Origin of the sequence: Arthrobacter sp. GCM10027362 (genome assembly GCF_042679445.1) — a bacterium.
Lineage (GTDB): Bacteria > Actinomycetota > Actinomycetes > Actinomycetales > Micrococcaceae > Crystallibacter.
The window spans coordinates 1-22,081 of the sequence record NZ_JBHTML010000054.1 but is presented as its reverse complement, the minus strand read 5'-3'; the positions used below and the strand labels follow the sequence as shown (position 1 = coordinate 22,081).

Genomic DNA, 22,081 nt, shown 5'->3' with positions numbered 1-22,081 from the left:
CATGCCCCGCGCCGGCTCGTCCCGGGCGCAGCTGCGGCGCCGGCTCCGCGCGCCGTCGTCCGCCCACGCTCCCCTGCCGTCCCGGCACCTGGCCGAACCCGCTCAAGGAGAATGACATGGACCCCGCAACCACGCCGGCCAACCTGGCGGACAATGTCCTGATAGTCTGCCCGAACGGGCCCCTGCTGCTGCGCGGCGACGTCGAAATCCTGGATCCGGACGGCCGCCCGCTGCCCCGCAACCGCCAGACGGTGGCGCTGTGCCGCTGCGGCGCGTCCGCCCTCAAGCCGTATTGCGACGGCACGCACAAGGCCATCGGCTTCCGCGGCTGACCTCGAAGAGCGGGCCGGCCGGGTCTCCGCTGCATAAGTCCCGGCCCCAGTGGGTACATGCCCCCTGAGGCTTGCAGCCTGGCGGCACGGTCGAAGGAGGCACACATGGCGATGCGCAGGTCCGGCCCCCGGCGCACGGCCGTCTGGCTGGCCGGCGCCGCAGGAGTACTGCTGCTGGCGGCCGGCTGCGCGGGGCTGAATCCGGGCAGCGACGAGGCGGCGGCCACGGCCAGGCAGTTCCACCGGCTGCTCGACGCCGGGGACGGCGCCGCAGCGTGCGGCCTGCTGGCCCCGGGCACCATGGAGGAGATCGAGAACGGCAGCCCGGGAACGTGTGCCCGCAAGCTGTCCGGCCTTGGCCTGGCAAAGGCTTCGAAGGTGCTGGCGAGCAAGGCCTTCGGGCGCGAAGCCCAGGTCAAGCTCGACGGCGACACGCTCTTCCTGACACGTTCCGGGGACCGCTGGTTGGTCACCGCCGCCGGCTGCACCAGCCGCGGCGAACGGCCCTACCGCTGCCAAGTAAGGGGGGACTGAAGATGCGCTGGGCATTCTGGTTGTGCCTGGGAACCCTGACCGTGGGCCTGGCCTACATGATCGCGATCGGGGTGCTGGCCCGATGAAGAAACACAGTCCGCTCGTCACCAACGGCCTGAGCATCGCCTTCGGCCTGCTCTTCCTGGCCTCGCTCATCGGCCAGGCCTTCTCCGGCCTGGCCTATTTCAACGAACAGCAGATGTCCAACAACCTCGAGGAAATCAGCTTCGGCCAGTACATCACCTCCTCGAACTTCGCGGTGGACGTGACCGAGAACTGGCAGTCGGAGTACCTGCAGTTCCTGCTCTTCATCGTGCTGACCGTCTGGCTGGTCCAGAAGGGCTCGCCCGAGTCCAAGGATCTGGACAAGATCGGCACCGAATCGGACCAGGACCAGCTGCTCGGCGCGCACGCCAAGCCCGAGTCGCCGGAGTGGGCGAAGGCCGGCGGGCTGAAAACGAAGGTGTACGCCAATTCCCTGGGCCTGGTCATGGGCACGGTGTTCCTGCTGTCCTGGCTGGCCCAGTCCATCGCGGGCTTCAGCGCCTATGCCTCCGAGCAGCTGGCGAACCTGCAGGATCCGGGCAGCTGGGTGGAATATCTGGGGTCTTCCGAATTCTGGAACCGCACGCTGCAGAACTGGCAGTCCGAGTTCCTGGCCGTATGGTCCATGGTGGTCCTCTCGGTCTACCTGCGGCAGCGGGGTTCGCCCGAGTCCAAGCCTGTGGGCGCGTCCCACGAAGAAACCAACGTCGAGGGCTGATGCGGCAGGACAACCCGGGCGTGGCCACCGGGAAGGGCATCCCGCAGGGCCGGCGGTTGCCCGGTCCGGTTCGCCCGAACCGGACCGGGCATTGGGCCAGGCCTGCGCCACGGCCAGCCGGGTTTCGCGCAGCGGGCGCAGAGCTGCGGTGGGCGTATCCAGCTCGCCCGGCAGCGCCGCCGCCGAGTCCTCGCTCACCGGCGCGGGGTTGAACCGGCCCTCCGCGGCGCGCAGCCCGCCGCAGGTGCCGCCGCTGATGATTTGCAGGACGGGCTTCGTCCTGCCGTTCTCCACTCCAAAGTTACTTGGAGGAGTTTCTTGGGGATCGGCATTAATGGACGACGGCGGCTTCCTGCCCGCCTTCGGGCTCCGTGTCCGTGACGCCGTGCAGCCCGAACAGGCTGAGCAGCGCGGCGGCCAGGGCCGCGAGGGCGACAATGAAGAACGCCTGGGAGAAACCGCTGCCAAGTGCCTCGAGGGCGAACTGGCCCGCGGCGGATCCCGGGACGCCTTCCGGCAGGCTGTTGACCGCGATCGGCCCGCCGGCCTGGGCGATGCCCATGGCCGGGCCAAGCTGGTCGGCGGGCAGGCCGGAGGTCTGCAGCGAAGCGATCAGCTGGCCGCCGGCCGCGCTCAGGGCGATGGCGCCGACGAGCACCGGTCCGAGGGCGAAGCCAAGGTCGCGCAGCAGGTTGGTGGTGGCGCTGGCCATGCCGGTCAGCCGGCGCGGCACGGAGTTCACGGCAATCGCCGTCATCGGGCTGAGCGTGAAGGCGAAGCCGAGGCCGACCAGCAGGGACGGCAGGACGAAGGTGCCGACGTCCCGGTTCGTCACATCGGCAGTGGAATTCATCAGCGCTCCGGCGCCCATGGACAGGAAGCCGAAGGTCATCAGCCAGCGCGAGGAGATGCGCTGCTGCAGCCGGGAGATCACCGGGATGAGCACGAACGTGGGGCCCTGCAGCAGCAGGAAGAGCAGGCCGAGGAACAGCGGATTCTGGTGCTGGACCGGACCCAGCCACATGCTGGTGGAGAAGCAGGCGCCCAGGAAGGCGAACATGCCGACGACGGCCACGATGGAGGACACGGTGAACTGCCGGATCTTGAACAGGCGCAGTTCGAGCAGCGGCGACTCCACGCGGAACTCGATCGCCACGAAGATCGCCAGCAGCACGGCGCCGGTGATGAGCGAAGCGACGACATGCGTGGTGCCCCAGCCGTCTTCCGGCCCCTGGACCAGGCCGAAGAGCACCAGGATGAGGCCGGGTGCGAAGGTGATCTGGCCCCAGATGTCCAGCCGGCGGCCCTCGGCGACCTTCGCCTCCGCGGAGCGGAAGATGGTCAGCAGCATGGCGGCGACGCTGACCAGTGCCACCACGGCATAGGCGCCGCGCCACCAGCCGAAGCCGGCGAAGACGCCGCCGAGCAGTGGGGAGACCGCGGAGCCGGCGGAGAGGAAGCCCGCCCAGATGGCAATGCCGCGCACGCGTTCCTGCATGTTTCGCGCCACCGAAGCGACCAGGGCCAGCGACGCCGGGAAGATTGCGCCGGCGCCAAGGCCGTTCAGGGCCGACCCGACCCACATCGCCTGGACGCTTGGCGAGAACGTGCAGACCAGCGAACCGAGCACTACCAGCACGGCGCCGCCGAGGACCAGCTTGCGGTGGCCGAGCTTGTCGCCGAGGACGCCGAAGGTCAGCTCGAAGACGACCACCGGAATCATGAACGCGGCGGTGATCCAGGTCAGCTGCGAGCCGAACGTATTAAAGGTCAGCTGGAATTCACCATTGAGGGCGCCGGGAAGGGCGTTGGCGACCTGTGCAACCATCACGGCCAGCGAAGCCGCGGCCAGCGTGCCCCTGGTGCGGGCGTTCCCGGGCTGCGCCGCCTCCGCCGGGGCCTGGGGCGGCGGGTAGGACTGGGGCGAGGACGTCCGGGTCCCGTGGTCGTGGCTCATGGAAACTCCTTGTTGGTGAACGAGATCGAACAGAAGGTGTGGCGCTGGTGGTGCCGGGAGAAGCCAGACCCCTGCCGGGGCGGTGCCGACGCCCGGGGGCAGCCATGGAAGTCCTCGTCGCGTAGTCGCGATCACACGCGGTTGTGATTTATGCAACAAGGCTGCCACTCACACAACAAGCTGTCAAGTTAAAAACCATAGAGGTAACTTAGTGATCGTAGTAACAACCCCGGCTATCCTGAATGCCATGGCAACCCTTCGCGAAGCGCAAAAGCAGCAGACCCGGCAGCTGCTCCTGGCCAGGGGTCTGGAGCTCTTCGAAGCCAAGGGCTACGCGGCCACGACGATCGACGACATTGCCGGGGCGGCCGGCACCACCAGGACGACGTTCTACCTGCACTTCCCGTCCAAGGCGGAGCTGATGTCCGAGCTGATCACCGCGGTGGACGAAATCCTCACCGGGGTGGACGACCCTCCCCTCTCGACCGTGGTCGAGCTGGGCCGGCGGGACCTGGTGCGCGCCTGGCTCGACAAGAAGTTCGACCAGTGGGCGGTCATCCGCCCCTACATCCTGGCCGCCCACCAGGCCGCGGCGGGAGAACCCGAGGTCGCCAAGAAGATTGAGTCGTGGTTCGAGGACGTGACCGCGTCCATGCAGGAAGGCCTGGACCGGGCCGGGCGCTTCGAGCCGTCCACGCGCCGCATCCGCTGCATGCTGGCCTTCGGGCAGTTCGAGTTCCTCTCGCGCCGCTGGTTCCGCCTGGGCTGGACCATCGACCGCGGAATCTGCCTGGAGACGCTCACCGATTCCTGGTGCCACCTGCTCACCGAGGAGGTCCGCCCTTCCGCGGGCTAGGGTGTGCCTCCTGAACCGCGGGCTGTTTCTTTGAACTGCCGGCGGCGCGTCTTCCCGCTTGTCTGTTGACCCGGCCATCAACCTTGCCCGGCACGCAGCCTACCTTCCCCGCATCCTGCACGGCCGGCAGGACGTCGCTGCGGAGTGCTTCTTTGCAGCGCCTGGAGTGAACCCGCGCCGCCGAGACGCTGAATACTTCGCCGGACGTGCCGGCACCCCAAAAGGAGGAGGCCCCGGGCAACGCCCGGGACCTCCTCACCATGCCCCTTGGCAGGACCGGCCTGCATATCGGTGCTGGTCTTCCTGCTGCTCGTCAACACCATTGCCGCCTGGGCCACCCTCCAGCTGAACGCCCGCGGAGCCTGGCGCTCACCCAACGGACCTTAGGCAGGATCGACCTTGAGGACCGGCAGCTTGTTGAGGCTGTGGGTCATGTTGCTGATCTGGCGCGCCGGCTCCCCAACGGTCAGCCGCCGCACGCGGCGGGCCAGGGCATCGATCACGGCGTAGGCCTCGAGGCGGGCGAGGCCCTGCCCGGCGCAGCTGTGCACGCCGTAGCCGAAGGACAGGTGGTCGATCGGATTCCGCCTGACCAGGAAGGCGTCGGGGTTCTCGTAGTGGCGCGGGTCCCGGTTGCCGGCGCCGTAGAGGATGGCTACCTGGGAGCCGGCGGGAATCGGCGTCCCGTCGATCTCGATGTCCTTCTTGACCAGCCGTGCGAAGGCGTGGACCGGCGCTTCGTAACGCAGCACCTCGTTGAACGCGGACGGGATGAGGGAGCGGTCCTCCCGGACCAGGTCGAACTGGTCCGGGTGCGCCGCGAACTGTGCGATGGCATTGCCGATCGAGGCGATGGTGGTGTCCATGCCGGCGGCAAGGTACTGGTGGATGATCTGCCCGCAGCTCTCCATCGGGATCTCGCCGCGTTCGGCGGCGTCGAAGATGGCGCGGCCCATGCTGCCTTCGGCCAGGTCCGTGGCCTGCACGCCGAGGCACCACCGGAACAGCTCGCCTGCGATCGGGAAGTTCCGCACGGTCCGCTCGTTCATCGGTCCCAGGACGTTGAAGGCTGCATCGCCCCAGCGGAGGATGTTCTCGCGGGCCTCCCCCTGCACGCCGATGAGGTCGGCCACCACCTGCAGCGGCAGCGCCCTCGCGAGGTCGTCGACCGCGTCGAAGGAGCCTCGCTCCACCAGCCCGGCCACCATGGCGTCGGCCTTCTGGTCGATGCCGTCCTTGAGCCCGCGGAGTGCGCGCGGCGTGAGGTTTTGGGTCAGGACCGCGCGGAGGCGCTGGTGCTCCGGCGGGTCCGTGGCCAGGCTGGTTCCGGCGAGGGCGGCGTTCATGTCGTCGTTGAAGGCCACGGCGTTCGAGGAGAAGACTTCCCAGTTTGCCAGCGCGTCGCGGATGGTCTGGTAGCGGGTCAACGCCCAGACCCCGTTCGCTTCGAGGCGGACCACGGAGGACTGTTCCCGCAGTTCGGCGAAGAAGGGGTACGGGTCCAGCAGAACCTCATCGGAAAACAGGTCGATCTTCGATGAAACCGATGTCTCAACAGTCATTAGGCACCTCACGTGGTGGCTCGGGATCCGCAGGCCGGGAAGCCAGGGGTTCCGGGCGAATCTTGGTCGTCTTGGGGTGGTGAGACCTGCCTCACAGCACCGCCACTGCCATTCAACGGCTACCAATGCCCATCGGGAAGTGAATAATCAGCATGGATTCCATGCAGAAGCTGAATGATTCAGCGGGGCGGCATATAGCGGGCCCGCAGCGGCTCGGCGGCCTCGATGAGAATTTCGCGCAGCCAGGCCTTGAACGGGCCCTCGGCGAGCCAGGGGTTCCAGACCATATCGATACCCAGGGCCTCGATGGGGAACGGAAACTCCTCCACTCGCAGGTCGAACCGGCCCTCGAATTCCAGTCCGACCTGATACCGGTGGACGGCCACGCCGCCGCCGGCCTGGGCAATCAGGTGGGGAATGAACAGGTAGTCGGATACGCGCTGGCGCACCCGGTACGGAATCTTCTTCTCGTCCAGGATCTCGTAGGGGCGCAGGCGCTCCGAGGGCGCGTCGAGAAACACGTGGGGCACTTTCTCCAGCAGCTCCAGGGCGTCGGCTTCCCTGGGTTCGTTCCACGACGCGACCACCACCCACCGGTCGTCGTACAGGCGCTCCCGTGGATAGGGCGAGGGAAACGCCTCGGGGAGCAAAACGACGTCGGCGGCGTCTTCCGCGAACGCCGCGCTGGTCGCGACGCTCGTGGTGCGGAGCCGCAGCACGGTGTTCGGCGCCCGCTGCGCCAGGAGCCGGCTGAGTTCGCTGCCGATCACGAAGGCGGTGCTGTTGGTCATCGCCACGGTGATCAGCCGGGTGTCGACGGCGGGATCGAAGGATGAAGCGCTGACAATCCGCGCCGTCTGCTGCAGCGCCTGCCGCAGCGGCGCGATGAGTTCGGCGGCCCGCGGCGTGAGCACCATCCCGCGGCCCTGGCGCACCAGGAGCTCGTCATTGAGCAGGCGCCGGGTCCGGTTCAACCCGTGGCTCATCGCCGGCTGCGACAGTCCGACCTTGCCGGCGGCCCTGGTCACGGACCGCTCCTCCAGCAGCGCAAGCAGCGGCACCAGCAGATTGAGGTCAACGGAGGCCAGCCGCGCCAGGTCCGCATCCCTCGCGGAGTCCGCACGGTTGTCCCCGAGGGGTTCCGGTGACGGCATCGCACACCTCCGTAATTCCGGGCGCAATTCCGAGCGCGGTCCATCCGGCGCCGGTTGCCCCCAGCCTAACAACCTATTCACGCTGTGCACATCACCGATAAAAAGTATTCATTTGCCGAACATGTCCTTCGCTGAGAGGCTTCCAGTACCCGGCCTGTGAGACAGGCCACGCAGAATCAGCGGAGGAAAGAAATGAACATCATCCTGGATCGGCCGCGCTGCGAAGGGCACGGCCTGTGCGAGGAAGTCGCGCCGCAGCTGATGCACCTGGACGATGAGGGAGAACTGGTCCTTGACGTCGAGCAGGTCGACGGCGACCTGGAGGCGGCGAAGGCCGCCGTGCGCGTCTGCCCGGTCGCCGCCCTTCGGCTGGCGTGAGCATGCGGCCGGAACGCATCGTCGTCGTCGGAAATGGCATCGCCGGCCTCACGGCCGGCGACTCCCTGCGGACCGCGGGTTTCGACGGCGAGCTCACCATCGTCGGGGACGAGCAGCACTCGCCGTACAGCCGCCCCGCGCTGTCCAAGGCCGCGCTGCTTGACGCCGGGGACATGGCCTCCCACCGGCTGCCTCCGTCGACCCACGAGGCGCGCGAGCTGCTGGGCGCCAGGGCCGTGCGGCTCGACGTGGAGAAAAAGGCTGTGGTTCTCGACGACGGCAGCTCCCTTCCGTACGACGGCGTGGTCATCGCCACCGGCTCACGGGCGCGCCGCCTGGGGGACGGCAACATTGCCGCCAACGGGAATGAGCTGACGCTGCGCAACCTCGAGGACGCCCTGGCGCTGCGGCACCGGCTCGCGGACCGGCCGTCGGTTGTGGTGGTCGGCGGAAGCGCCCTCGGCATGGAGATCGCCTCGGGCTGCCTCTCCGTGGGCTGCGAGGTGACGCTCGTCTCGCACCACCGGCCGATGGCCCGGCAGCTCGGCCCGTACCTGTCCGAGGTCTTCCTCGCCGCGGCGCGGAGCAGCGGACTCAAGCTCGCCCCGTCACAGGCCGTCGGGCTGCACGACGCCGGCGGGCATCCGGTGGTGGAGCTGGCCGGCGGTTCGCGCCTCGGCGCCGACCTGGTGGTCAGCGCGGTAGGCGACGTGCCGAACACCGAGTGGCTCGCCTCCAGCGGGCTGCTCGCCCACGGCCGGCTTGAGGTGGACACCCGCGGGCGCCTCCGTCCGGACATCGTGGCGGCCGGGGATGTGGCCGCCTTCCCGACCGCGCGCGGCGTGGGCCGGATTCCGCTCTGGACCAGCACCATCGAGCAGAGCAAAGCTGCAGCACTGGCGCTGGTCAAGGGCGATGAGGCTCCGGAGCTCGACTTCCAGCCGTACTTCTGGACCGAGCAGTTCGGCCTCAACCTGAAAGCGAGCGGCTTCCTGCCCTTGGCGGGCATGCCCGGGTTCAGCGAAGGCGATCCCCACGAAGGCGGGGCGATTATGCGCTGGTCCCATGAGGACGGCACGGGCACCGCCGTCGCAATCAACTACCGGATCCCCATCCCAAAGTTGCGCCGCCTGAGCAAGGCCGGTTCCCCAGCTGGGTCCTCCGCTGCCTGACCTTCACCGACCGGGGGCCAGGTCCGCGAGGGCCGGGAGCTTTGCCGGTGATGCCGGGCAGGCCGGGCAGCGGACCGCACCGGTCTTACAACATTTTGTCAGGTGAAATTTCATGGCAACCACTCGGCGGCCTTCGTGGAAGCTCGGCTATCCTGAATGCCATGGCAACCCTTCGCGAAGCGCAAAAGCAGCAGACCCGGCAGCTGCTCCTGGCCAGGGGTCTGGAGCTCTTCGAAGCCAAGGGCTACGCGGCCACGACGATCGACGACATTGCCGGGGCGGCCGGCACCACCAGGACGACGTTCTACCTGCACTTCCCGTCCAAGGCGGAGCTGATGTCCGAGCTGATCACCGCGGTGGACGAAATCCTCACCGGGGTGGACGACCCTCCCCTCTCGACCGTGGTCGAGCTGGGCCGGCGGGACCTGGTGCGCGCCTGGCTCGACAAGAAGTTCGACCAGTGGGCGGTCATCCGCCCCTACATCCTGGCCGCCCACCAGGCCGCGGCGGGAGAACCCGAGGTCGCCAAGAAGATTGAGTCGTGGTTCGAGGACGTGACCGCGTCCATGCAGGAAGGCCTGGACCGGGCCGGGCGCTTCGAGCCGTCCACGCGCCGCATCCGCTGCATGCTGGCCTTCGGGCAGTTCGAGTTCCTCTCGCGCCGCTGGTTCCGCCTGGGCTGGACCATCGACCGCGGAATCTGCCTGGAGACGCTCACCGATTCCTGGTGCCACCTGCTCACCGAGGAGTGAGGCCGGGACCATCCCCTCCTCCCGGGCGGGCCTCCCGCCTGACCCGCCCGGGAGGAGGGGGTCAGGCGGATGCGGAAACGGCCGGGTTTTCGCCGCGCAGGACTGCCTCGAGCACTTCCTCGGCTTCGCCGGCGCCCAGCCCCAGCGACAGCCCGATCTCCGTCACCACGGGTTTCCTGGCTTCCTTGAGCTGATCCTTCTCGGCATGGGACAGGCCGCGGCGCTCGCGGCGGCGGGCCAGGTCGCGGACCACGCCGGCGATGATGAAGATGTCGCCGGTGTGCAGCCGCTCCTGGTCCTCTTTGTGCCGGCGCGACCACCGGGCTTCCTCCGGACCCGGCTGGCCGCGCAGGACTTCGAAAAGCTGCCCGAGCGGCCCGGGACCGAGCACGTCGCGCAGTCCGAGCAGCCCGGCGTTCCGGAGGGGAACCCCCACCGTGAGATTGGCGTGGTGGACATCGAGGATGACATAGCGGGATTCGGCGTTGCGGACCCTGCGGGTCCGGATGCCCCGGACGGTGGCGGGGCCATGGTGGGGATGAACGACGGTCTGACCTTCAGCAAAACGCATGGGAAAGTTCCTCTGGGTGCGTACCAGCGCCATACTCGACATCAACGGCCGGACATACCCGGGGTAATCACGCCAGACGGTCGTCCCACCACCCGGACAGGCAGGGTCGGTGCCTGCCACGGGCCGGCCGGTGGGCGCGCGGGCCGATTCGCGGCCACATGGATGGCCGCGCCCGGACCCGCGAGTTTGACTGCCTCCATTATTTCACGGCGCCTGCCGATGTTCCGGGGAGACACCGGTCACAAAGGCCCGGCCTGACCGGTTTTTCCCGCCTCCGGCCCGGCCGGCACCTATTGACCGATCAGGCGCCGACGGCTTCCTGCCTGTCGGCTTCCTTGCGGCCGGCTTCCGCATGGAGGCGCCGCACGAACGGGGAGCACACGCCGGCGACCAGCCCGATGATGCCGCCGACGAGGAACGCGTCCTGCGTGCCGAGGATCTGGGCGGCGGCCTCGGCCGCGCCGTTGGAAACCGCCGCGCCGGCGCCGATGGTCATGGCGGCGATGAGGACCGCCACACCGGCTGCGCCGGCCAGCTGCTGCAGGGTGTTCATGATCGCGCTGCCGTGGCCGTAGAGGTTCTGCGGCAGCGCGCCCAGGGCGGCGGTCATCAGCGGGGTCATCAGCAGGGCCATGCCAATGCAGAACACCAGGTGCATGGCCACCACGAGTCCCACGAAGGTGTCCGTGCCCACGGTGCTGAGCCACCACTGGCCGCCGGCCAGCAGGATCGCACCGGGAATGACGAGCGGACCCGGGCCCACCTTGTCGTAGATCCGGCCGACGAACGGGGGACAGGATGCCCTGGACCAGGCCGCCCGGCAGCATCAGCAGGCCGGTGGTCAGGACGCTGATGCCAAGGCCGTTCTGCAGGTAGATGGGCAGGACCATGACGGTGCCCAGCATCGTGGCCATGCAGACCATCACGATGATTAGGGAGATCCGGAAGTTGGGCACGGAGAACGGGCGCAGGTCCAGCAGGGCGGAGTCGGCGCCGCGCTGCAGGCGCACCTGGCGCACCACGAACAGCACCAGGGCGATTACGCCGGCCGCCAGCACCGCCACGGGTGCCCGGGAACCCTGGAACAGGGCGGCGACCGAGGCGAGCCCGTAGACGAGCCCACCGAAGGCGAAGGCCGAAAGGATCACGGAAACGACATCCAGCGGGGCCTTGCGAGTCTGGCCGGTGGTCTTGATGAGCACCAGGCCCAGCACGAAGACGATGGCGGCGATCGGGGCCATCAGGCCGAACACCCAGCGCCAGCCGAGAGAGTTGACCACGATGCCGGACAGCGTCGGGCCGATCGCCGGGGCCACGGAGATCACCACGGAGTTCAGCCCCATGATCGTGCCGCGGTGGGCCGGCGGGACGTAGGTGAGGGTCGTGGTCATCAGCAGCGGCAGGATGATCGCCGTACCGCCGGCCTGGACGATGCGCCCGAGCAGCACCATCGAGAAGCTGGTAGCGACCGCGGCCAGGATCGTACCGGCCAGGAACAGCAGCAGCGCAGCCGAGAACAGCCCCTTGGTGGTGAAACGCTGGAGCAGGAAACCGGTGGTGGGGATGACCACGGCCATGGTGAGCATGAACCCGGTGGTCAGCCACTGCGCGGTGGCGGCCCCCACCGACAGGTCGGCCATGAGGTTGGGCAGGGCGACGCTGAGGACTGTCTCGTTGAGGATCATGATCAGCGCGGAGATCACGAGCACGGTGATCATCAAGGCCACGTGCTTGGTCGTGGGCCGTTCCGGCCCCAGGGCGAGTGCAGCTTCCGCGCCGTGATCGGCCACCGCGTGCATCTCTCCGGGCGGGATCTCTTCCCGGTGTTTGACGTCTGGCATGAATACCTTCCTGATGGTTGATGTGCACACAAACTATGTCACACTGTGCCATAGTGGCACGGTGTGCTATCGTTCGAATGTGCCCATCATCACCGGACCCCGAGTGCCGCAAAGGACCCTATGAACGACGACGCCCGCCACACCCTGCTCACCCGGCGCCGCCTCGATACCCACGAGGAAATCCATCAGGCCGCCCTCGAGCTGTTCGAGGAACAGGGGGTCCGCGAGACAACCGTCCGGCAGATTGCCGACCGGGCCGGCGTCTCCCACCGCACGTTCTTCCGGTACTTCACCTCGAAGGAGCAGGCCGCCCTGCCCGGCCAGCGCCGCCTGCTCCGGATGATCGACACCCTGGCGGTCACCGGTACGGATCTGCCCTCCGTCCTGCGGGACGTCGAGGCAGCGGCAGAAGCCGCGATGGCCGGGGAGAATGACCCCGAACTGGAAGAGCACCGCCGCGTCGTGCGGCTGCTGGCCCGGGAGCCGGACCTGCAGGCGCTCGCAGCCTCGCAGGAACGGGCCCTGGCCGCTCGTCTCCGTGCCCGTCTCGCGGAGCAGTTCCAGGGCCGCGACCCGATGACCGTGCTGCTGGTCGCCGAGCTGGCCGTGGCCGTGTGGCGCACGTCTTGGGACCGCTGGGGCGAACTCGCACTCGAGGGCGAGGTGCGGGATCCGGTGGAGGTTTACCGCCGCTGCCGGGAGGAACTGCGGCGCGTCGTCGGCTGAGACGGCTGCAGGCTGGCGGCAGGGGCGGACGTCCGCACCCGCGGGCACCTCGGCGCTCGCCCGTTCCCCGGGCAGGGTTGCTCGAAAGCTCTTAGTTCCAGGAATTGACCGGCGCCGCTCCGGAGGTTTCCCCTGCAGCGCCAGGGCCGCCCCGGTGATCAGGCCCACAACCCTGGCTGCGGTCGCTCCCGTCCGGGGTTTACAGCCGCAGGGGCCGCCGGATCCCTCGGCCGGATTCCCGCCGTTGGGGCAGCAATCGCTGGAGGTGGGGTCCGGCGCACAACAGGCCTGTTCCTCGCCCGCCTTTTCAGGTCCAGGGCGATGACGCCGGACCGAACGCTTGCCAGGTGTGCGCCTCCTTCGACTTTCGGCCTGTCATTCATGCGGGCGAAGCCGGCATCGCGATCGCACCGCGGGAGGGGCCAAAACGAAAATTCCCCTCCCGGCCGAAGCCGGGAGGGGAATTCGTTACTGGGATCGAGACGATTCGTAAACCATCTCTGCGTGCGCGAGGGGGGATTTGAACCCCCACGCCCTTTCGGACACTGGCACCTGAAGCCAGCGCGTCTGCCGTTCCGCCACTCGCGCGCAGTCTGCCTGTCCCATCCGAACCCGTCCCGCGTTTCCCCGGGCCGCGTTCCTCTCGAACAGCGAGATCAATACTAGCCTGAAACTGCCCGAAAAACCTAAACGGGATCGAAACCCGGGGAAAACCCGCGGCAAAACCCCGGGTTTCCGCGGATTTTCAAGGATTTCCACGTCCGCAGCGGCGCCGCTTCGGGCGGGTTCCAGACTGTGAGCTTGGCCACTTCCATGCAGCCGCCGCAACTTTCCCCGGGATGGCTGCGTTTCCGATTAGGGCCTTTTGGAGGTCCCCCAAGTAGTATCGATAGGGACTTAAGTCCCAGGGACGTGTGTTTACGCGCGCCCGGCGACACGAGAGCTAGGGAGAGGAGGCAGCCGGTGGGCCTGCTGGATAACGTCGAGCGCGGAATTGAAAAAATGGTCCGCAGCGCCTTCTCTGCCGGCGGCAAGGGGCAGGTCCAGCCGGTGGAGATCGCCAGCCGCCTGCGGCGGGAACTGGACAATCGCTCCATGACCCTGGACCAGGGCCGTACCCTGGCTCCGAACGTCTTCACGGTCCGCCTGAGCGATTCCGACTATGCCCTTGCCGAGCAATGGGGCCCCACCCTGGCAGAAGAACTCTGCGACGTTGCCATCAAGCATGTCAACAGCCAGAAGTACACCCTGCAGGGGCCCGTGCGCGTGTCGTTCGTCCGGGACCGGGAACTGAAGGCCGGCGAATTCGAGATGGATTCCGCCGTGGAGAAATCCGGCTCGGCCGCGGCAGGGCCCCACCGCCCCGCGGCACCGGCGCGCCAGCCCGTCCGGCTCACCCCGGTACTGGAAATCGAGGGCCAGCGCTATTCGCTCAATGCCCCGTCCATTATTCTGGGCCGTTCCTCCGAGGCGGACATCCTGATCGAGGACCCGGGTGTCTCCCGCCGCCATTTGGAGATCCGCACCGTCAACGGAATCACCACTGCGGTGGACCTGGGCTCCACCAACGGCAGCTACGTCAACGGGGTACGGGTTGAAGGACAGGAAGAACTCCAGGATGGTTCGGTGATCACCATGGGCCGCACCCGCATAACTTTCCGCCTGATGCCCTCGGCGAACGGCGGGCACTGATGAGCGATCTTGCCGTCACCGCCCTGCGTTTCGGGTTCCTGATCCTGCTGTGGATCATGATCCTCGGCGTTGTCTCCGCCATGCGGCGGGACCTGCTGATCGGCGCCCGCACCAAGACCGGTACCCCCAGTGCCAGGCAGGTGCGCAAGAACCCCGAACTGGCGGCCGAACAGGCGCCGGCCCCGCGCGTCCAGGCCCGCAAGCTGGTGGTCACCGAAGGGCCCTTGGCCGGCACGACCCTGGATCTGGCGGCCAGCCCGATCCTGCTTGGCCGCGCCCAGGAGGCCACGCTGGTCCTGGAAGACGACTATGCCTCGGGCCGCCATGCCCGCCTGTTTCCGCAGGGCAGCCGGTGGTTCATCGAGGACCTGGGGTCCACCAACGGAACCTACCTGGGGGATACCCAGCTGACCCGCGCCCTGCCGGTCGACCCCGGCGTGCCCATCCGGATCGGTAAGACGGTCATTGAATTGAGGCCGTAGGGATGGCATTGATCCTGCGCTATGCGGCGCGGTCGGATGTCGGCAAGGCACGTTCCAAAAACGATGACTCCGCGTACGCGGGGAGGCATCTGGCCGTCGTCGCGGACGGCATGGGCGGCCATGCCGGCGGCGATGTCGCGTCCGCCTCCACGGTGCTGGATCTGGTCCATCTGGACAAGGCCGGCCACGAGGATCCGGCCAATGTGCTGGCGGACGAGATCCAGGCCGCCAACTCAATCCTCTCCGAGCTGGTCAAGACCAGCCCCATGCTGGCAGGGATGGGCACCACCGTCACCGCGCTGCTGCTGCACGACGGCGTGCTGGAGTTCGCGCACATCGGCGACTCCCGGGCCTACCGGCTGAAGAACGGCGTCTTCGAACAGGTCAGCAAGGACCACACCTTTGTGCAGCGGCTGATCGACGAGGGCCGGCTCCGTCCGGAGGAGGCCGCGATCCACCCGCACCGCAACGTCCTGATGCGGGTGCTGGGGGACGTGGACGCCAGCCCGGAGCTGGATCTGGCCACGTATCCGGCGGAGCCGGGCGAACGCTGGCTGCTGTGTTCGGACGGGCTGGACGCCGTCGTCCCGGACCATGTCATCGGGCAGGTGATGCGCAGCGCCGGCAGCCTGCAGGAAATCGTGGACAAGCTCGTGGCACTGACCCTCGACGGCGGTGCCCCGGACAATGTCACGGTGGTTGCCGTCGAGGTGGCCGATTCCGAAGCCGCTCCGGACACCGCACCTGTCGGACTGGCATCCGGGTCGGCCGTCGCCTCCCCCGCATCCGGTCCCGGCCCGGCCGGCAGTCCGGCGCCCGCCCCCGTTGTCGTCGGACCGGAACCGGGGTCCGACGACGAGCAGTTCCTCGCCGCCGCCATTCGCGGCGACCTGGCCACCCGGCCCCACGTGCTGGTCGGTGCCGCGGCCCTGGCCACCGAAACGGGCCAGATTCCCATCGTTGCCAAGCGCACCAAGGAACGCCGCGCCGCCGCCCTGCTCACCCACAACGCCCCGGACCAGGAGCCGGGCCAAACGGCGGAGCATGAAGCCGTCCCGCGCCGCCGCTGGCTGATCCCGGCCTTCCTCTCCGCCATGGCACTGGTCCTGGCAGTGGTAATGTGGTTCGGCTACTTGTGGACCCAAACGCAGTACTACGTCAGCCAGGTGGACGGCCGGGTCGCAATCTTCAACGGTGTGTCACAAAATGTCGGCCCGCTCCAGCTCTCCCACGTCGACAAGGTGTACAACATCCCCCTGCAGAACCTGCCGCCCTACACCCAGCAGCGCCTGAACTCCGGGGTGGCCGCGCGGGATCTGGGCCATGCCGAACAAATCGTGGAGGAGCTGCGCGTCTCCAGCCAGAACTGCCCGCCGTCGCCGACAGCCACGCCCGGCACGGCCAAACCCACCACAACCGCCAAACCCACGGCTGCGGCCAAACCCACCACAACCGCCAAACCCACGGCTGCGGCCAAACCCACCACAACTGCCAAACCCACGGCTGCGGCCAAGCCGACGGCGGCGAGCACCAGCGCCACGCCGGCTGCCACCGGGCAGTCCGGTGCCGCCGTTCCGCCCGAATGCCTAGGTGGACCCAATGAGTGACATCCTGACACCCCCCAAGCCGCGCCGCAACGCGGAGCTGCTGCTGCTGATCCTGGCCCTCGCCGTCGGTGTCGGAGCCAACGCGCTGGCGGGCCTGGACCAGGACCAGGGCTTCAGCCGCGACTTCTACGTCCAGAGCCTCACCCTGGCCGTGTTGGTGCTCGCCGTCCACCTGGTCCTGCGGTTCCGCGCCAAATATGCCGATCCGGTCATGCTTCCGATCGTGACCGCCCTGAACGGTCTGGGGCTGGCCATGATCCAGCGCCTCGACGTCGCGATGGACCCGCCAACCACCGCCGCAGCCCGCCAGCTGATGTGGACCGGCATTGCCGCCGCCGTCGCCATCGCGGTGATCCTGCTGCTGAAGGACCACCGCGTGCTGCGCCGTTTCACGTATATTTCGCTGATCCTGTCCGCATTCCTGCTGGTCCTGCCGCTGCTGCCCGGGGTCGGCATGGAGCTTAACGGTGCACGGATCTGGGTCAACCTCGGCTTTGCCACCTTCCAGCCCGGCGAGATCGCCAAGATCACCCTCGCTATATTCTTTGCGGGGTATCTATCCACCAACCGGGACCTGATCCTGCTGGCCGGCAAGAAGATCGGCCCGCTGCAGCTGCCGCGCTGGCGGGACATGGGCCCCATGCTGGCAGCCTGGCTGGTCAGCATCGGCGTGCTCATATTCCAGCGCGACCTGGGCTCGGCCATCCTCTTCTTCGGGCTGTTCATGGCCATGATCTACGTAGCCACCAGCCGGATCAGCTGGGTGCTGATCGGGCTGGCCATGATCGCCTTCGGCGGTTTCATGGCGTTCCAGCTGTTTCCGCATGTCACCGCGCGGATCGACGGCTGGCTCAATGCCTTCGATCCGGAGGTCTACAACGCGCCTGGCGGCAGCCATCAGATCGTCCAGGGCCTCTTCGGCCTGGCCAGCGGCGGACTGACCGGAACCGGGCTCGGACAGGGCCGCCCGGACCTGGTCACCTTCGCCAATAGCGACATGATCATCGCCGCGCTCGGTGAGGAACTGGGCCTGATCGGCATTTCCGCCATCGTCATGCTCTACCTGCTGCTCATCTCCCGCGGCATCCGCACGGCACTGGGCACCCGGGACGCCTTCGGCAAGCTGCTGGCCACGGGCCTGTCCTTCACCCTGGCGCTGCAGTGCTTCGTGGTGATCGGCGGCGTCACCCGGCTGATTCCGCTCACCGGCCTGACGACGCCGTTCATGGCCGCGGGCGGCTCGTCGCTGCTGGCGAACTGGCTGATCGTGGCCTTGCTGCTGCTGATTTCGGATGCGGCCCGGCGGCCCGCCCCCGCCGCCGGCCTGGCCGAGGGGCGCACGTCGGGCCGGGCCGGACGGCGCAGGGGCAGGGAGCAGGAACGGCTGGCGGCCGGTGCGGGAGAGGCGGAGCAACGATGAACCAGGCAATCCGCAACACCTGGGTGGTGGCAGTGGCCATGTTTGCGCTGCTGTTCGGCTCGCTGACGGTGGTGCAGTTCTTCGAGGCCGACAACCTCAATGCCAACAACTGGAACAGCCGGACGCTGTACAAGGACTTCGACATCAACCGCGGGGCCATCCTGGTGGACGGGGACCCGATCGCCGAATCCGTACCGTCCAATGACGGCTTCGCCTTCCAGCGCAAATACAACGACCCGCAGCTGTATGCGCCGCTGACCGGCTTCTACTCCCTCGTCTACGGCGCCACCCAGCTGGAGTCGGCGATGAATGACCAGCTCTCCGGCAGCGGCAGCGAGCTGCTCTACGACCGGATTGTCCGGCTCTTCTCCGGCGCGCAGGTCGAGGGCGCCTCGGTGGAGCTGACCATCGACCCCCAGCTGCAGCAGCTGGCCTGGGACCTGCTGCCGGACGGCGTCAAGGGATCGATCGTGGTGATGGAGCCGAAGACCGGCAACATCCTGGCCATGGTGTCCAAGCCCAGCTTCGACCCCAACAAGCTCGCCGGCCACAACTCCGAGAAGGTCGTGGCCAATATGGCTTCGCTGGAGGAGGTGCCCGGGCTCTCCCCGTTCCTGAATCCGGCCACGGAGTCGCTGGTCGCCCCGGGCTCGGTGTTCAAGCTGGTGGACACGGCAGCCGCCCTGGAGTCCGGCAAGTACGACGCGGACAGCGTGCTGGACAACCCTGCCGAGATCGAGCTTCCGGGAACCAACGTCACGCTGCCGAACTATGTCAACGGCGGCTGCGGGGCCCGGACCAAGGCGGACTTCTCCTTCGCCCTGGAGCAGTCCTGCAACACCCCGTTCGCACAAATTGCCTGGGACCTGGGCGAGGACGCCATTGCCGAGCAGGCCCGCAAGTTCGGCTTCGGCCAGTCCTACAACATCCCGGTCAACGTGACCGCCAGCCAGTTCCCCACCGGCATGAGCCAGGACCTGCTGGCCCAGGCCGCCATCGGCCAGTACGACGTGCGGGTCACCCCGCTGCAGGTGGCCATGATGACCAGCGCCATCGCCAACGACGGCAAGCTGATGAAACCCAACCTGGTCCGCACGGTCCGGGCCCCGGATCTGCGCGTGCTGCAGAGCTCCAAGCCCGAGGAGCTGCAGCAGTCGCTGTCGGCGGAAAATGCCCGCCAGATCAGCCAGTGGATGGTCAACGCCGTGGACCAGGGGATCGCCCGCGGCGCAGCCATCCCGGGCGTGCAGGTGGCGGGCAAGACCGGAACGGCGGAATTGCTGGCCGGCAGCGCGGGCAACAACTCGTGGTTTACCGGCTTCGCGCCGGCGAACGACCCCCAGGCCGTGGTCTCCATCGTCATCCAGGACGTCGAACTCCAAACCGGTTCCCAACTGACCAGTCCGAACGCTAAGCAACTCCTAGAGGCGGTGTTAAACAAGTGAGGCCTACATCGGGTATCACATTAGGCGGCAGATACCAGCTCACTGAACGTATCGCCATTGGCGGCATGGGCGAGGTCTGGAAGGCCCGGGACCAGGTGCTCGGCCGCATCATTGCCATCAAGATCCTCAAGGAGGAGTACACCGGCGACCCAGGCTTCCTGAACCGGTTCCGTGCCGAAGCCCGGCACACGGCGCTGCTGAACCACAACGGCATCGCCAACGTCTTCGACTACGGCGAGGAAGCCGGCTCGGCGTACCTGGTCATGGAACTGGTCCCGGGCCAGCCGCTCTCGGCCATCATCGAACGCGAACGCGTGCTCTCCCCGGACCGGACGCTGTCCCTGGTCTCGCAGACCGCGCGGGCGCTGGAGATTGCGCACCAGCAGGGCCTGGTGCACCGCGACGTCAAGCCGGGCAACCTGCTGATCACCCCGGAGGGCCGGGTCAAGATCACCGACTTCGGCATTGCCCGGCTGGCGGACCAGGTTCCGCTGACCGCCACCGGACAGGTGATGGGCACGGCCCAATACCTTGCCCCGGAGCAGGCCACCGGACAGACGGCCACCGGGCAGAGCGACATCTACTCGCTCGGGGTCATCGCCTACGAATGCCTCAGCGGCTCGCGGCCGTTCTCCGGCGAATCCCAGATCGCCATTGCCCTGGCCCAGGTCAATGACACGCCTCCGCCGCTGCCGGAGACCCTGCCGCGCCCGGTGCGTGCCCTGGTCATGTCCATGCTCTCCAAGGATCCCGCCGACCGCCCGGCCACCGCGGAGAAGCTGGCCGAGGCCGCCGACGCCATCCGCGCCGGCAATATCCGCGCCGCGGAAGCGGCCGTTCCGGGCATGCTCCTGTTCGGCGGCAGCGAGGCGCCCACCGGGGCCATGACGGCCGTCACCGAGGCCGTTCCCGATGTGGAACGCACCCAGGTCTTGGGTGCCCAGTCCGCGGGCGGCCAATCCGCGGGCCCGCAGGCAGCGCAGGCCACGCAGGCCATGAGCCCGGGCACCTCACAGCTGCCGGTGGTACACACCGATGACGGAACCCGGCCGCTGGCCGCCGAGCGCGCCTGGCGCGATACCGACGTCGACGACCCGGACGTGCCGCCGACTCCTCCACGTGTCCAGCCGCGCCGGCGCGGCCGCAGTCCCTGGACCTGGCCGCTGGTGGCCCTCGTCCTGCTGATCCTCTTCGCCGTCCTGGGCGCCTGGCTGCTGCCGACGCTCACATCGGGCGAAGGCGGCCCAACGACCACTACCTCGGCCAAGCCCCGGAGCACGGCCAGCAGTGCCTCGGCGCAGCCGACCATCACCCGCGCCACGCCCAGGGCCACCCAGACCCCCACGCAGGAACCGACCACCCGGACCATCCAGCTGATCGCCTCCAGCTACCAGGGCCGTCCGTTCGAGGACGTCAGGGCCGAACTGCAGTCCATGGGCTTCCGGGTGACAGGGGACCCGGTGCAGAACCGGGCCCCCGCAGGTTTGGTGCTGGACATCAGCCCCAAGGGGAAGGTGGACGAGGGCCAAACCATCACCGTGACCTATTCCGAGGGCCCGGCCACGGCCACCGTTCCCGGGGGCCTCGTCGGCGCGGACGAAGGCAGCGTGCGGGCCGCCCTGCGCGATGCCGGCTTCAAGCCGCAGAAGGCCGGCGAGGAGCCGAGCTCCGACTTCCCGGCCGGCACCGTCATCCGGCTGGTTCCGCCGGAAGGCTCCCCGCTTGAAGAGGGTGCCGCAGTGGGCTACGTCGTCTCCTCAGGACCGGCCGAGGAGGAGGAGAAGACAACCACCCCGCCGGCCGAACCGGAACCGACACCGACCGATGAGCCCACCGAGGATACCGGCCAGAACCCGCCCCGCGACGATTAGCCGGGCAACGACATCGTGGAAGGAATGCAGCCTGTGAATCCGCCGCAGATCCTCAACGGGCGCTACGAAGTTGGTGAGCTCATCGGCCGCGGCGGCATGGCCGACGTCTACCTTGGACGCGACATCCGGCTCGGGCGGTCCGTGGCCATCAAGCAGCTGCGCCCGGATCTGGCCAGGGACCCGATGTTCCAGTCCCGGTTCCGGCGCGAGGCCCAGGCCGTTGCCGGGCTGAACCATCCGGCGATCGTGGCCGTCTACGATACGGGCGAGCATGAGGTGCCGGGCGGCTACAATCTCAGCACGCCGTTCATCGTGATGGAATATGTCAGCGGCCGCACCCTGCGCGAGCTGATCAAGTCCGGGGACCTTACCTGCGACCAGGCGGTGGAATATACGCTCGGGGTCCTCTCCGCGCTCGAATACAGCCACCGCTCGGGCATTGTCCATCGCGACATCAAGCCGGCCAACGTCATGGTCACCCCCCAAGGGAACGTCAAGGTCATGGACTTCGGCATTGCCCGGGCACTGGCGGACTCGGCGGCCACCATGACCCAGACCCAGGCCATCATTGGCACCGCGCAATACCTTTCCCCGGAGCAGGCCAGGGGCGAGGCCGTGGACGCCCGCAGCGACCTGTATTCGGCCGCCTGCCTGCTCTACGAAATGCTGGCGGGCAGGCCTCCGTTCGTGGGCGACAGCCCGGTCTCGGTGGCCTACCAGCATGTCCGCGAGCTGCCCGAGCCGCCGAGCCGGTACAACCCCATGGTCAGCTCTGCACTGGATGCGGTGCTTGCGCGCGCCCTGCAGAAGGACAAGGCGGACAGGTTCCAGGATGCCGCCGCCTTCGGTGCGGCCTTGCGCGCCGCCCGCGCGGGAATACCGCCGGCAGGCCCGGATGCGGGACCGACCCAGGCGCTGCCCACCCAGGCGGCCGCCACCTCCCAGCTCGCCGCCGCCGGCCCCGCC

General features: G+C 68.2%; 20 protein-coding genes, 1 tRNA gene and 1 pseudogene. 15 read left to right on the top strand and 7 right to left on the bottom strand.

The features are described 5' to 3' along the window. Positions 1–116 precede the first annotated feature (116 nt). The 3 genes from ACFQ36_RS10230 to ACFQ36_RS10220 all read left to right on the top strand — a co-directional run bounded on the left by ACFQ36_RS10230 (position 117) and on the right by ACFQ36_RS10220 (position 1,629). On the top strand, positions 117–332 hold the full coding sequence (locus tag ACFQ36_RS10230) for a CDGSH iron-sulfur domain-containing protein (RefSeq protein ID WP_377013245.1): 216 nt from the start codon (positions 117–119) through the stop codon (positions 330–332). Positions 333–437: 105 nt separating this feature from the next. Further along, positions 438–866, top strand: coding sequence for a hypothetical protein (locus tag ACFQ36_RS10225; protein WP_377013243.1), 429 nt, complete (start codon positions 438–440; stop codon positions 864–866). Between the two features lie 82 nt (positions 867–948). Then, positions 949–1,629, top strand: a complete 681-nt coding sequence (locus tag ACFQ36_RS10220; RefSeq protein WP_377013241.1) for a DUF6766 family protein — start codon at positions 949–951, stop codon at positions 1,627–1,629. Between the two features lie 331 nt (positions 1,630–1,960). Here the strand turns inward: ACFQ36_RS10220 and ACFQ36_RS10215 are convergent, their stop codons facing one another. Further along, positions 1,961–3,586 carry an MFS transporter gene (locus ACFQ36_RS10215; RefSeq protein WP_377013239.1) on the bottom strand — a complete coding sequence of 542 codons (1,626 nt, stop codon included), beginning with the start codon at positions 3,584–3,586 and terminating at the stop codon, positions 1,961–1,963. Positions 3,587–3,833: 247 nt separating this feature from the next. Here ACFQ36_RS10215 and ACFQ36_RS10210 point away from each other — a divergent pair, with 247 nt between their 5' ends. Continuing rightward, complete coding sequence (locus ACFQ36_RS10210; protein ID WP_377013237.1) at positions 3,834–4,442, top strand: TetR/AcrR family transcriptional regulator; 609 nt, start codon at positions 3,834–3,836, stop codon at positions 4,440–4,442. A 383-nt stretch (positions 4,443–4,825) separates the two neighbouring features. Here the strand turns inward: ACFQ36_RS10210 and ACFQ36_RS10205 are convergent, their stop codons facing one another. Next, positions 4,826–6,004, bottom strand: coding sequence for a cytochrome P450 (locus ACFQ36_RS10205; protein WP_377013235.1), 1,179 nt, complete (start codon positions 6,002–6,004; stop codon positions 4,826–4,828). 179 nt (positions 6,005–6,183) lie between these two features. Further along, entirely contained in the window at positions 6,184–7,158 is a 975-nt protein-coding gene (locus ACFQ36_RS10200) for a LysR family transcriptional regulator (protein ID WP_377013233.1), read from the bottom strand. A 192-nt stretch (positions 7,159–7,350) separates the two neighbouring features. On the opposite strand from ACFQ36_RS10200, the gene ACFQ36_RS10195 reads away from it, so the two are divergent. From ACFQ36_RS10195 to ACFQ36_RS10185, 3 genes are all read left to right on the top strand, one after another. Next, entirely contained in the window at positions 7,351–7,536 is a 186-nt protein-coding gene (locus ACFQ36_RS10195) for a ferredoxin (RefSeq protein ID WP_377013232.1), read from the top strand. Positions 7,537–7,538: 2 nt separating this feature from the next. Beyond that, on the top strand, positions 7,539–8,708 hold the full coding sequence (locus ACFQ36_RS10190; RefSeq protein WP_377013230.1) for an NAD(P)/FAD-dependent oxidoreductase: 1,170 nt from the start codon (positions 7,539–7,541) through the stop codon (positions 8,706–8,708). Between the two features lie 161 nt (positions 8,709–8,869). Beyond that, positions 8,870–9,460: a TetR/AcrR family transcriptional regulator gene (locus ACFQ36_RS10185; protein ID WP_377013228.1), complete on the top strand. Its 591-nt coding sequence runs from the start codon at positions 8,870–8,872 to the stop codon at positions 9,458–9,460. Between the two features lie 61 nt (positions 9,461–9,521). Here the strand turns inward: ACFQ36_RS10185 and ACFQ36_RS10180 are convergent, their stop codons facing one another. The 3 genes and pseudogenes from ACFQ36_RS10180 to ACFQ36_RS10170 form a co-directional block, all read right to left on the bottom strand. Further along, on the bottom strand, positions 9,522–10,031 hold the full coding sequence (locus ACFQ36_RS10180) for a CarD family transcriptional regulator (RefSeq protein ID WP_377013226.1): 510 nt from the start codon (positions 10,029–10,031) through the stop codon (positions 9,522–9,524). A 301-nt stretch (positions 10,032–10,332) separates the two neighbouring features. Further along, complete coding sequence (locus ACFQ36_RS10175) at positions 10,333–10,794, bottom strand: hypothetical protein (RefSeq protein WP_377013224.1); 462 nt, start codon at positions 10,792–10,794, stop codon at positions 10,333–10,335. A 91-nt stretch (positions 10,795–10,885) separates the two neighbouring features. Further along, positions 10,886–11,716 (bottom strand): annotated as a pseudogene (locus ACFQ36_RS10170) (MFS transporter); the annotation flags it as partial. A gap of 276 nt (positions 11,717–11,992) precedes the next feature. On the opposite strand from ACFQ36_RS10170, the gene ACFQ36_RS10165 reads away from it, so the two are divergent. After that, entirely contained in the window at positions 11,993–12,598 is a 606-nt protein-coding gene (locus ACFQ36_RS10165) for a TetR family transcriptional regulator (protein ID WP_377013222.1), read from the top strand. Positions 12,599–13,103: 505 nt separating this feature from the next. Here ACFQ36_RS10165 and ACFQ36_RS10160 read toward each other — a convergent pair. After that, a tRNA-Leu gene (locus ACFQ36_RS10160) sits at positions 13,104–13,186 on the bottom strand. A gap of 375 nt (positions 13,187–13,561) precedes the next feature. Here ACFQ36_RS10160 and ACFQ36_RS10155 point away from each other — a divergent pair. The 7 genes from ACFQ36_RS10155 to ACFQ36_RS10125 all read left to right on the top strand — a co-directional run. Further along, positions 13,562–14,290, top strand: coding sequence for an FhaA domain-containing protein (locus ACFQ36_RS10155; RefSeq protein ID WP_377013220.1), 729 nt, complete (start codon positions 13,562–13,564; stop codon positions 14,288–14,290). Further along, positions 14,290–14,772, top strand: coding sequence for an FHA domain-containing protein (locus ACFQ36_RS10150; RefSeq protein ID WP_377013218.1), 483 nt, complete (start codon positions 14,290–14,292; stop codon positions 14,770–14,772). Before ACFQ36_RS10155 ends, ACFQ36_RS10150 begins: the two co-directional genes overlap by 1 nt. Positions 14,773–14,774: 2 nt before the next feature. After that, positions 14,775–16,379 carry a protein phosphatase 2C domain-containing protein gene (locus ACFQ36_RS10145; protein WP_377013216.1) on the top strand — a complete coding sequence of 535 codons (1,605 nt, stop codon included), beginning with the start codon at positions 14,775–14,777 and terminating at the stop codon, positions 16,377–16,379. Beyond that, positions 16,372–17,799 (top strand): FtsW/RodA/SpoVE family cell cycle protein, encoded by a 1,428-nt coding sequence (locus ACFQ36_RS10140; RefSeq protein ID WP_377013214.1) that lies wholly within the window; start codon positions 16,372–16,374, stop codon positions 17,797–17,799. The genes ACFQ36_RS10145 and ACFQ36_RS10140 overlap by 8 nt, the downstream gene beginning before the upstream one ends. Further along, on the top strand, positions 17,796–19,244 hold the full coding sequence (locus ACFQ36_RS10135) for a peptidoglycan D,D-transpeptidase FtsI family protein (RefSeq protein ID WP_377013213.1): 1,449 nt from the start codon (positions 17,796–17,798) through the stop codon (positions 19,242–19,244). The genes ACFQ36_RS10140 and ACFQ36_RS10135 overlap by 4 nt, the downstream gene beginning before the upstream one ends. Then, on the top strand, positions 19,241–21,115 hold the full coding sequence (locus ACFQ36_RS10130; RefSeq protein WP_377013211.1) for a protein kinase: 1,875 nt from the start codon (positions 19,241–19,243) through the stop codon (positions 21,113–21,115). The genes ACFQ36_RS10135 and ACFQ36_RS10130 overlap by 4 nt, the downstream gene beginning before the upstream one ends. A gap of 24 nt (positions 21,116–21,139) precedes the next feature. After that, positions 21,140–22,081, top strand: a 942-nt coding sequence (locus ACFQ36_RS10125) for a protein kinase (RefSeq protein ID WP_377013209.1), incomplete at its 3' end; no start/stop codon positions are given.

Excerpts from the sequence above, each read along its gene's own strand:
- ACFQ36_RS10205 (WP_377013235.1), bottom strand. The coding sequence starts at position 6,004 with ATGACTGTTGAGACATCGGTTTCATCGAAGATCGACCTGTTTTCCGAT.
- ACFQ36_RS10210 (WP_377013237.1), top strand. The coding sequence starts at position 3,834 with ATGGCAACCCTTCGCGAAGCGCAAAAGCAGCAGACCCGGCAGCTGCTC.
- ACFQ36_RS10150 (WP_377013218.1), top strand. The coding sequence starts at position 14,290 with ATGAGCGATCTTGCCGTCACCGCCCTGCGTTTCGGGTTCCTGATCCTG.
- ACFQ36_RS10185 (WP_377013228.1), top strand. The coding sequence starts at position 8,870 with ATGGCAACCCTTCGCGAAGCGCAAAAGCAGCAGACCCGGCAGCTGCTC.
- ACFQ36_RS10140 (WP_377013214.1), top strand. The coding sequence starts at position 16,372 with ATGAGTGACATCCTGACACCCCCCAAGCCGCGCCGCAACGCGGAGCTG.
- ACFQ36_RS10180 (WP_377013226.1), bottom strand. The coding sequence starts at position 10,031 with ATGCGTTTTGCTGAAGGTCAGACCGTCGTTCATCCCCACCATGGCCCC.
- ACFQ36_RS10135 (WP_377013213.1), top strand. The coding sequence starts at position 17,796 with ATGAACCAGGCAATCCGCAACACCTGGGTGGTGGCAGTGGCCATGTTT.
- ACFQ36_RS10225 (WP_377013243.1), top strand. The coding sequence starts at position 438 with ATGGCGATGCGCAGGTCCGGCCCCCGGCGCACGGCCGTCTGGCTGGCC.
- ACFQ36_RS10220 (WP_377013241.1), top strand. The coding sequence starts at position 949 with ATGAAGAAACACAGTCCGCTCGTCACCAACGGCCTGAGCATCGCCTTC.
- ACFQ36_RS10165 (WP_377013222.1), top strand. The coding sequence starts at position 11,993 with ATGAACGACGACGCCCGCCACACCCTGCTCACCCGGCGCCGCCTCGAT.
- ACFQ36_RS10190 (WP_377013230.1), top strand. The coding sequence starts at position 7,539 with ATGCGGCCGGAACGCATCGTCGTCGTCGGAAATGGCATCGCCGGCCTC.
- ACFQ36_RS10230 (WP_377013245.1), top strand. The coding sequence starts at position 117 with ATGGACCCCGCAACCACGCCGGCCAACCTGGCGGACAATGTCCTGATA.
- ACFQ36_RS10145 (WP_377013216.1), top strand. The coding sequence starts at position 14,775 with ATGGCATTGATCCTGCGCTATGCGGCGCGGTCGGATGTCGGCAAGGCA.
- ACFQ36_RS10215 (WP_377013239.1), bottom strand. The coding sequence starts at position 3,586 with ATGAGCCACGACCACGGGACCCGGACGTCCTCGCCCCAGTCCTACCCG.
- ACFQ36_RS10195 (WP_377013232.1), top strand. The coding sequence starts at position 7,351 with ATGAACATCATCCTGGATCGGCCGCGCTGCGAAGGGCACGGCCTGTGC.
- ACFQ36_RS10200 (WP_377013233.1), bottom strand. The coding sequence starts at position 7,158 with ATGCCGTCACCGGAACCCCTCGGGGACAACCGTGCGGACTCCGCGAGG.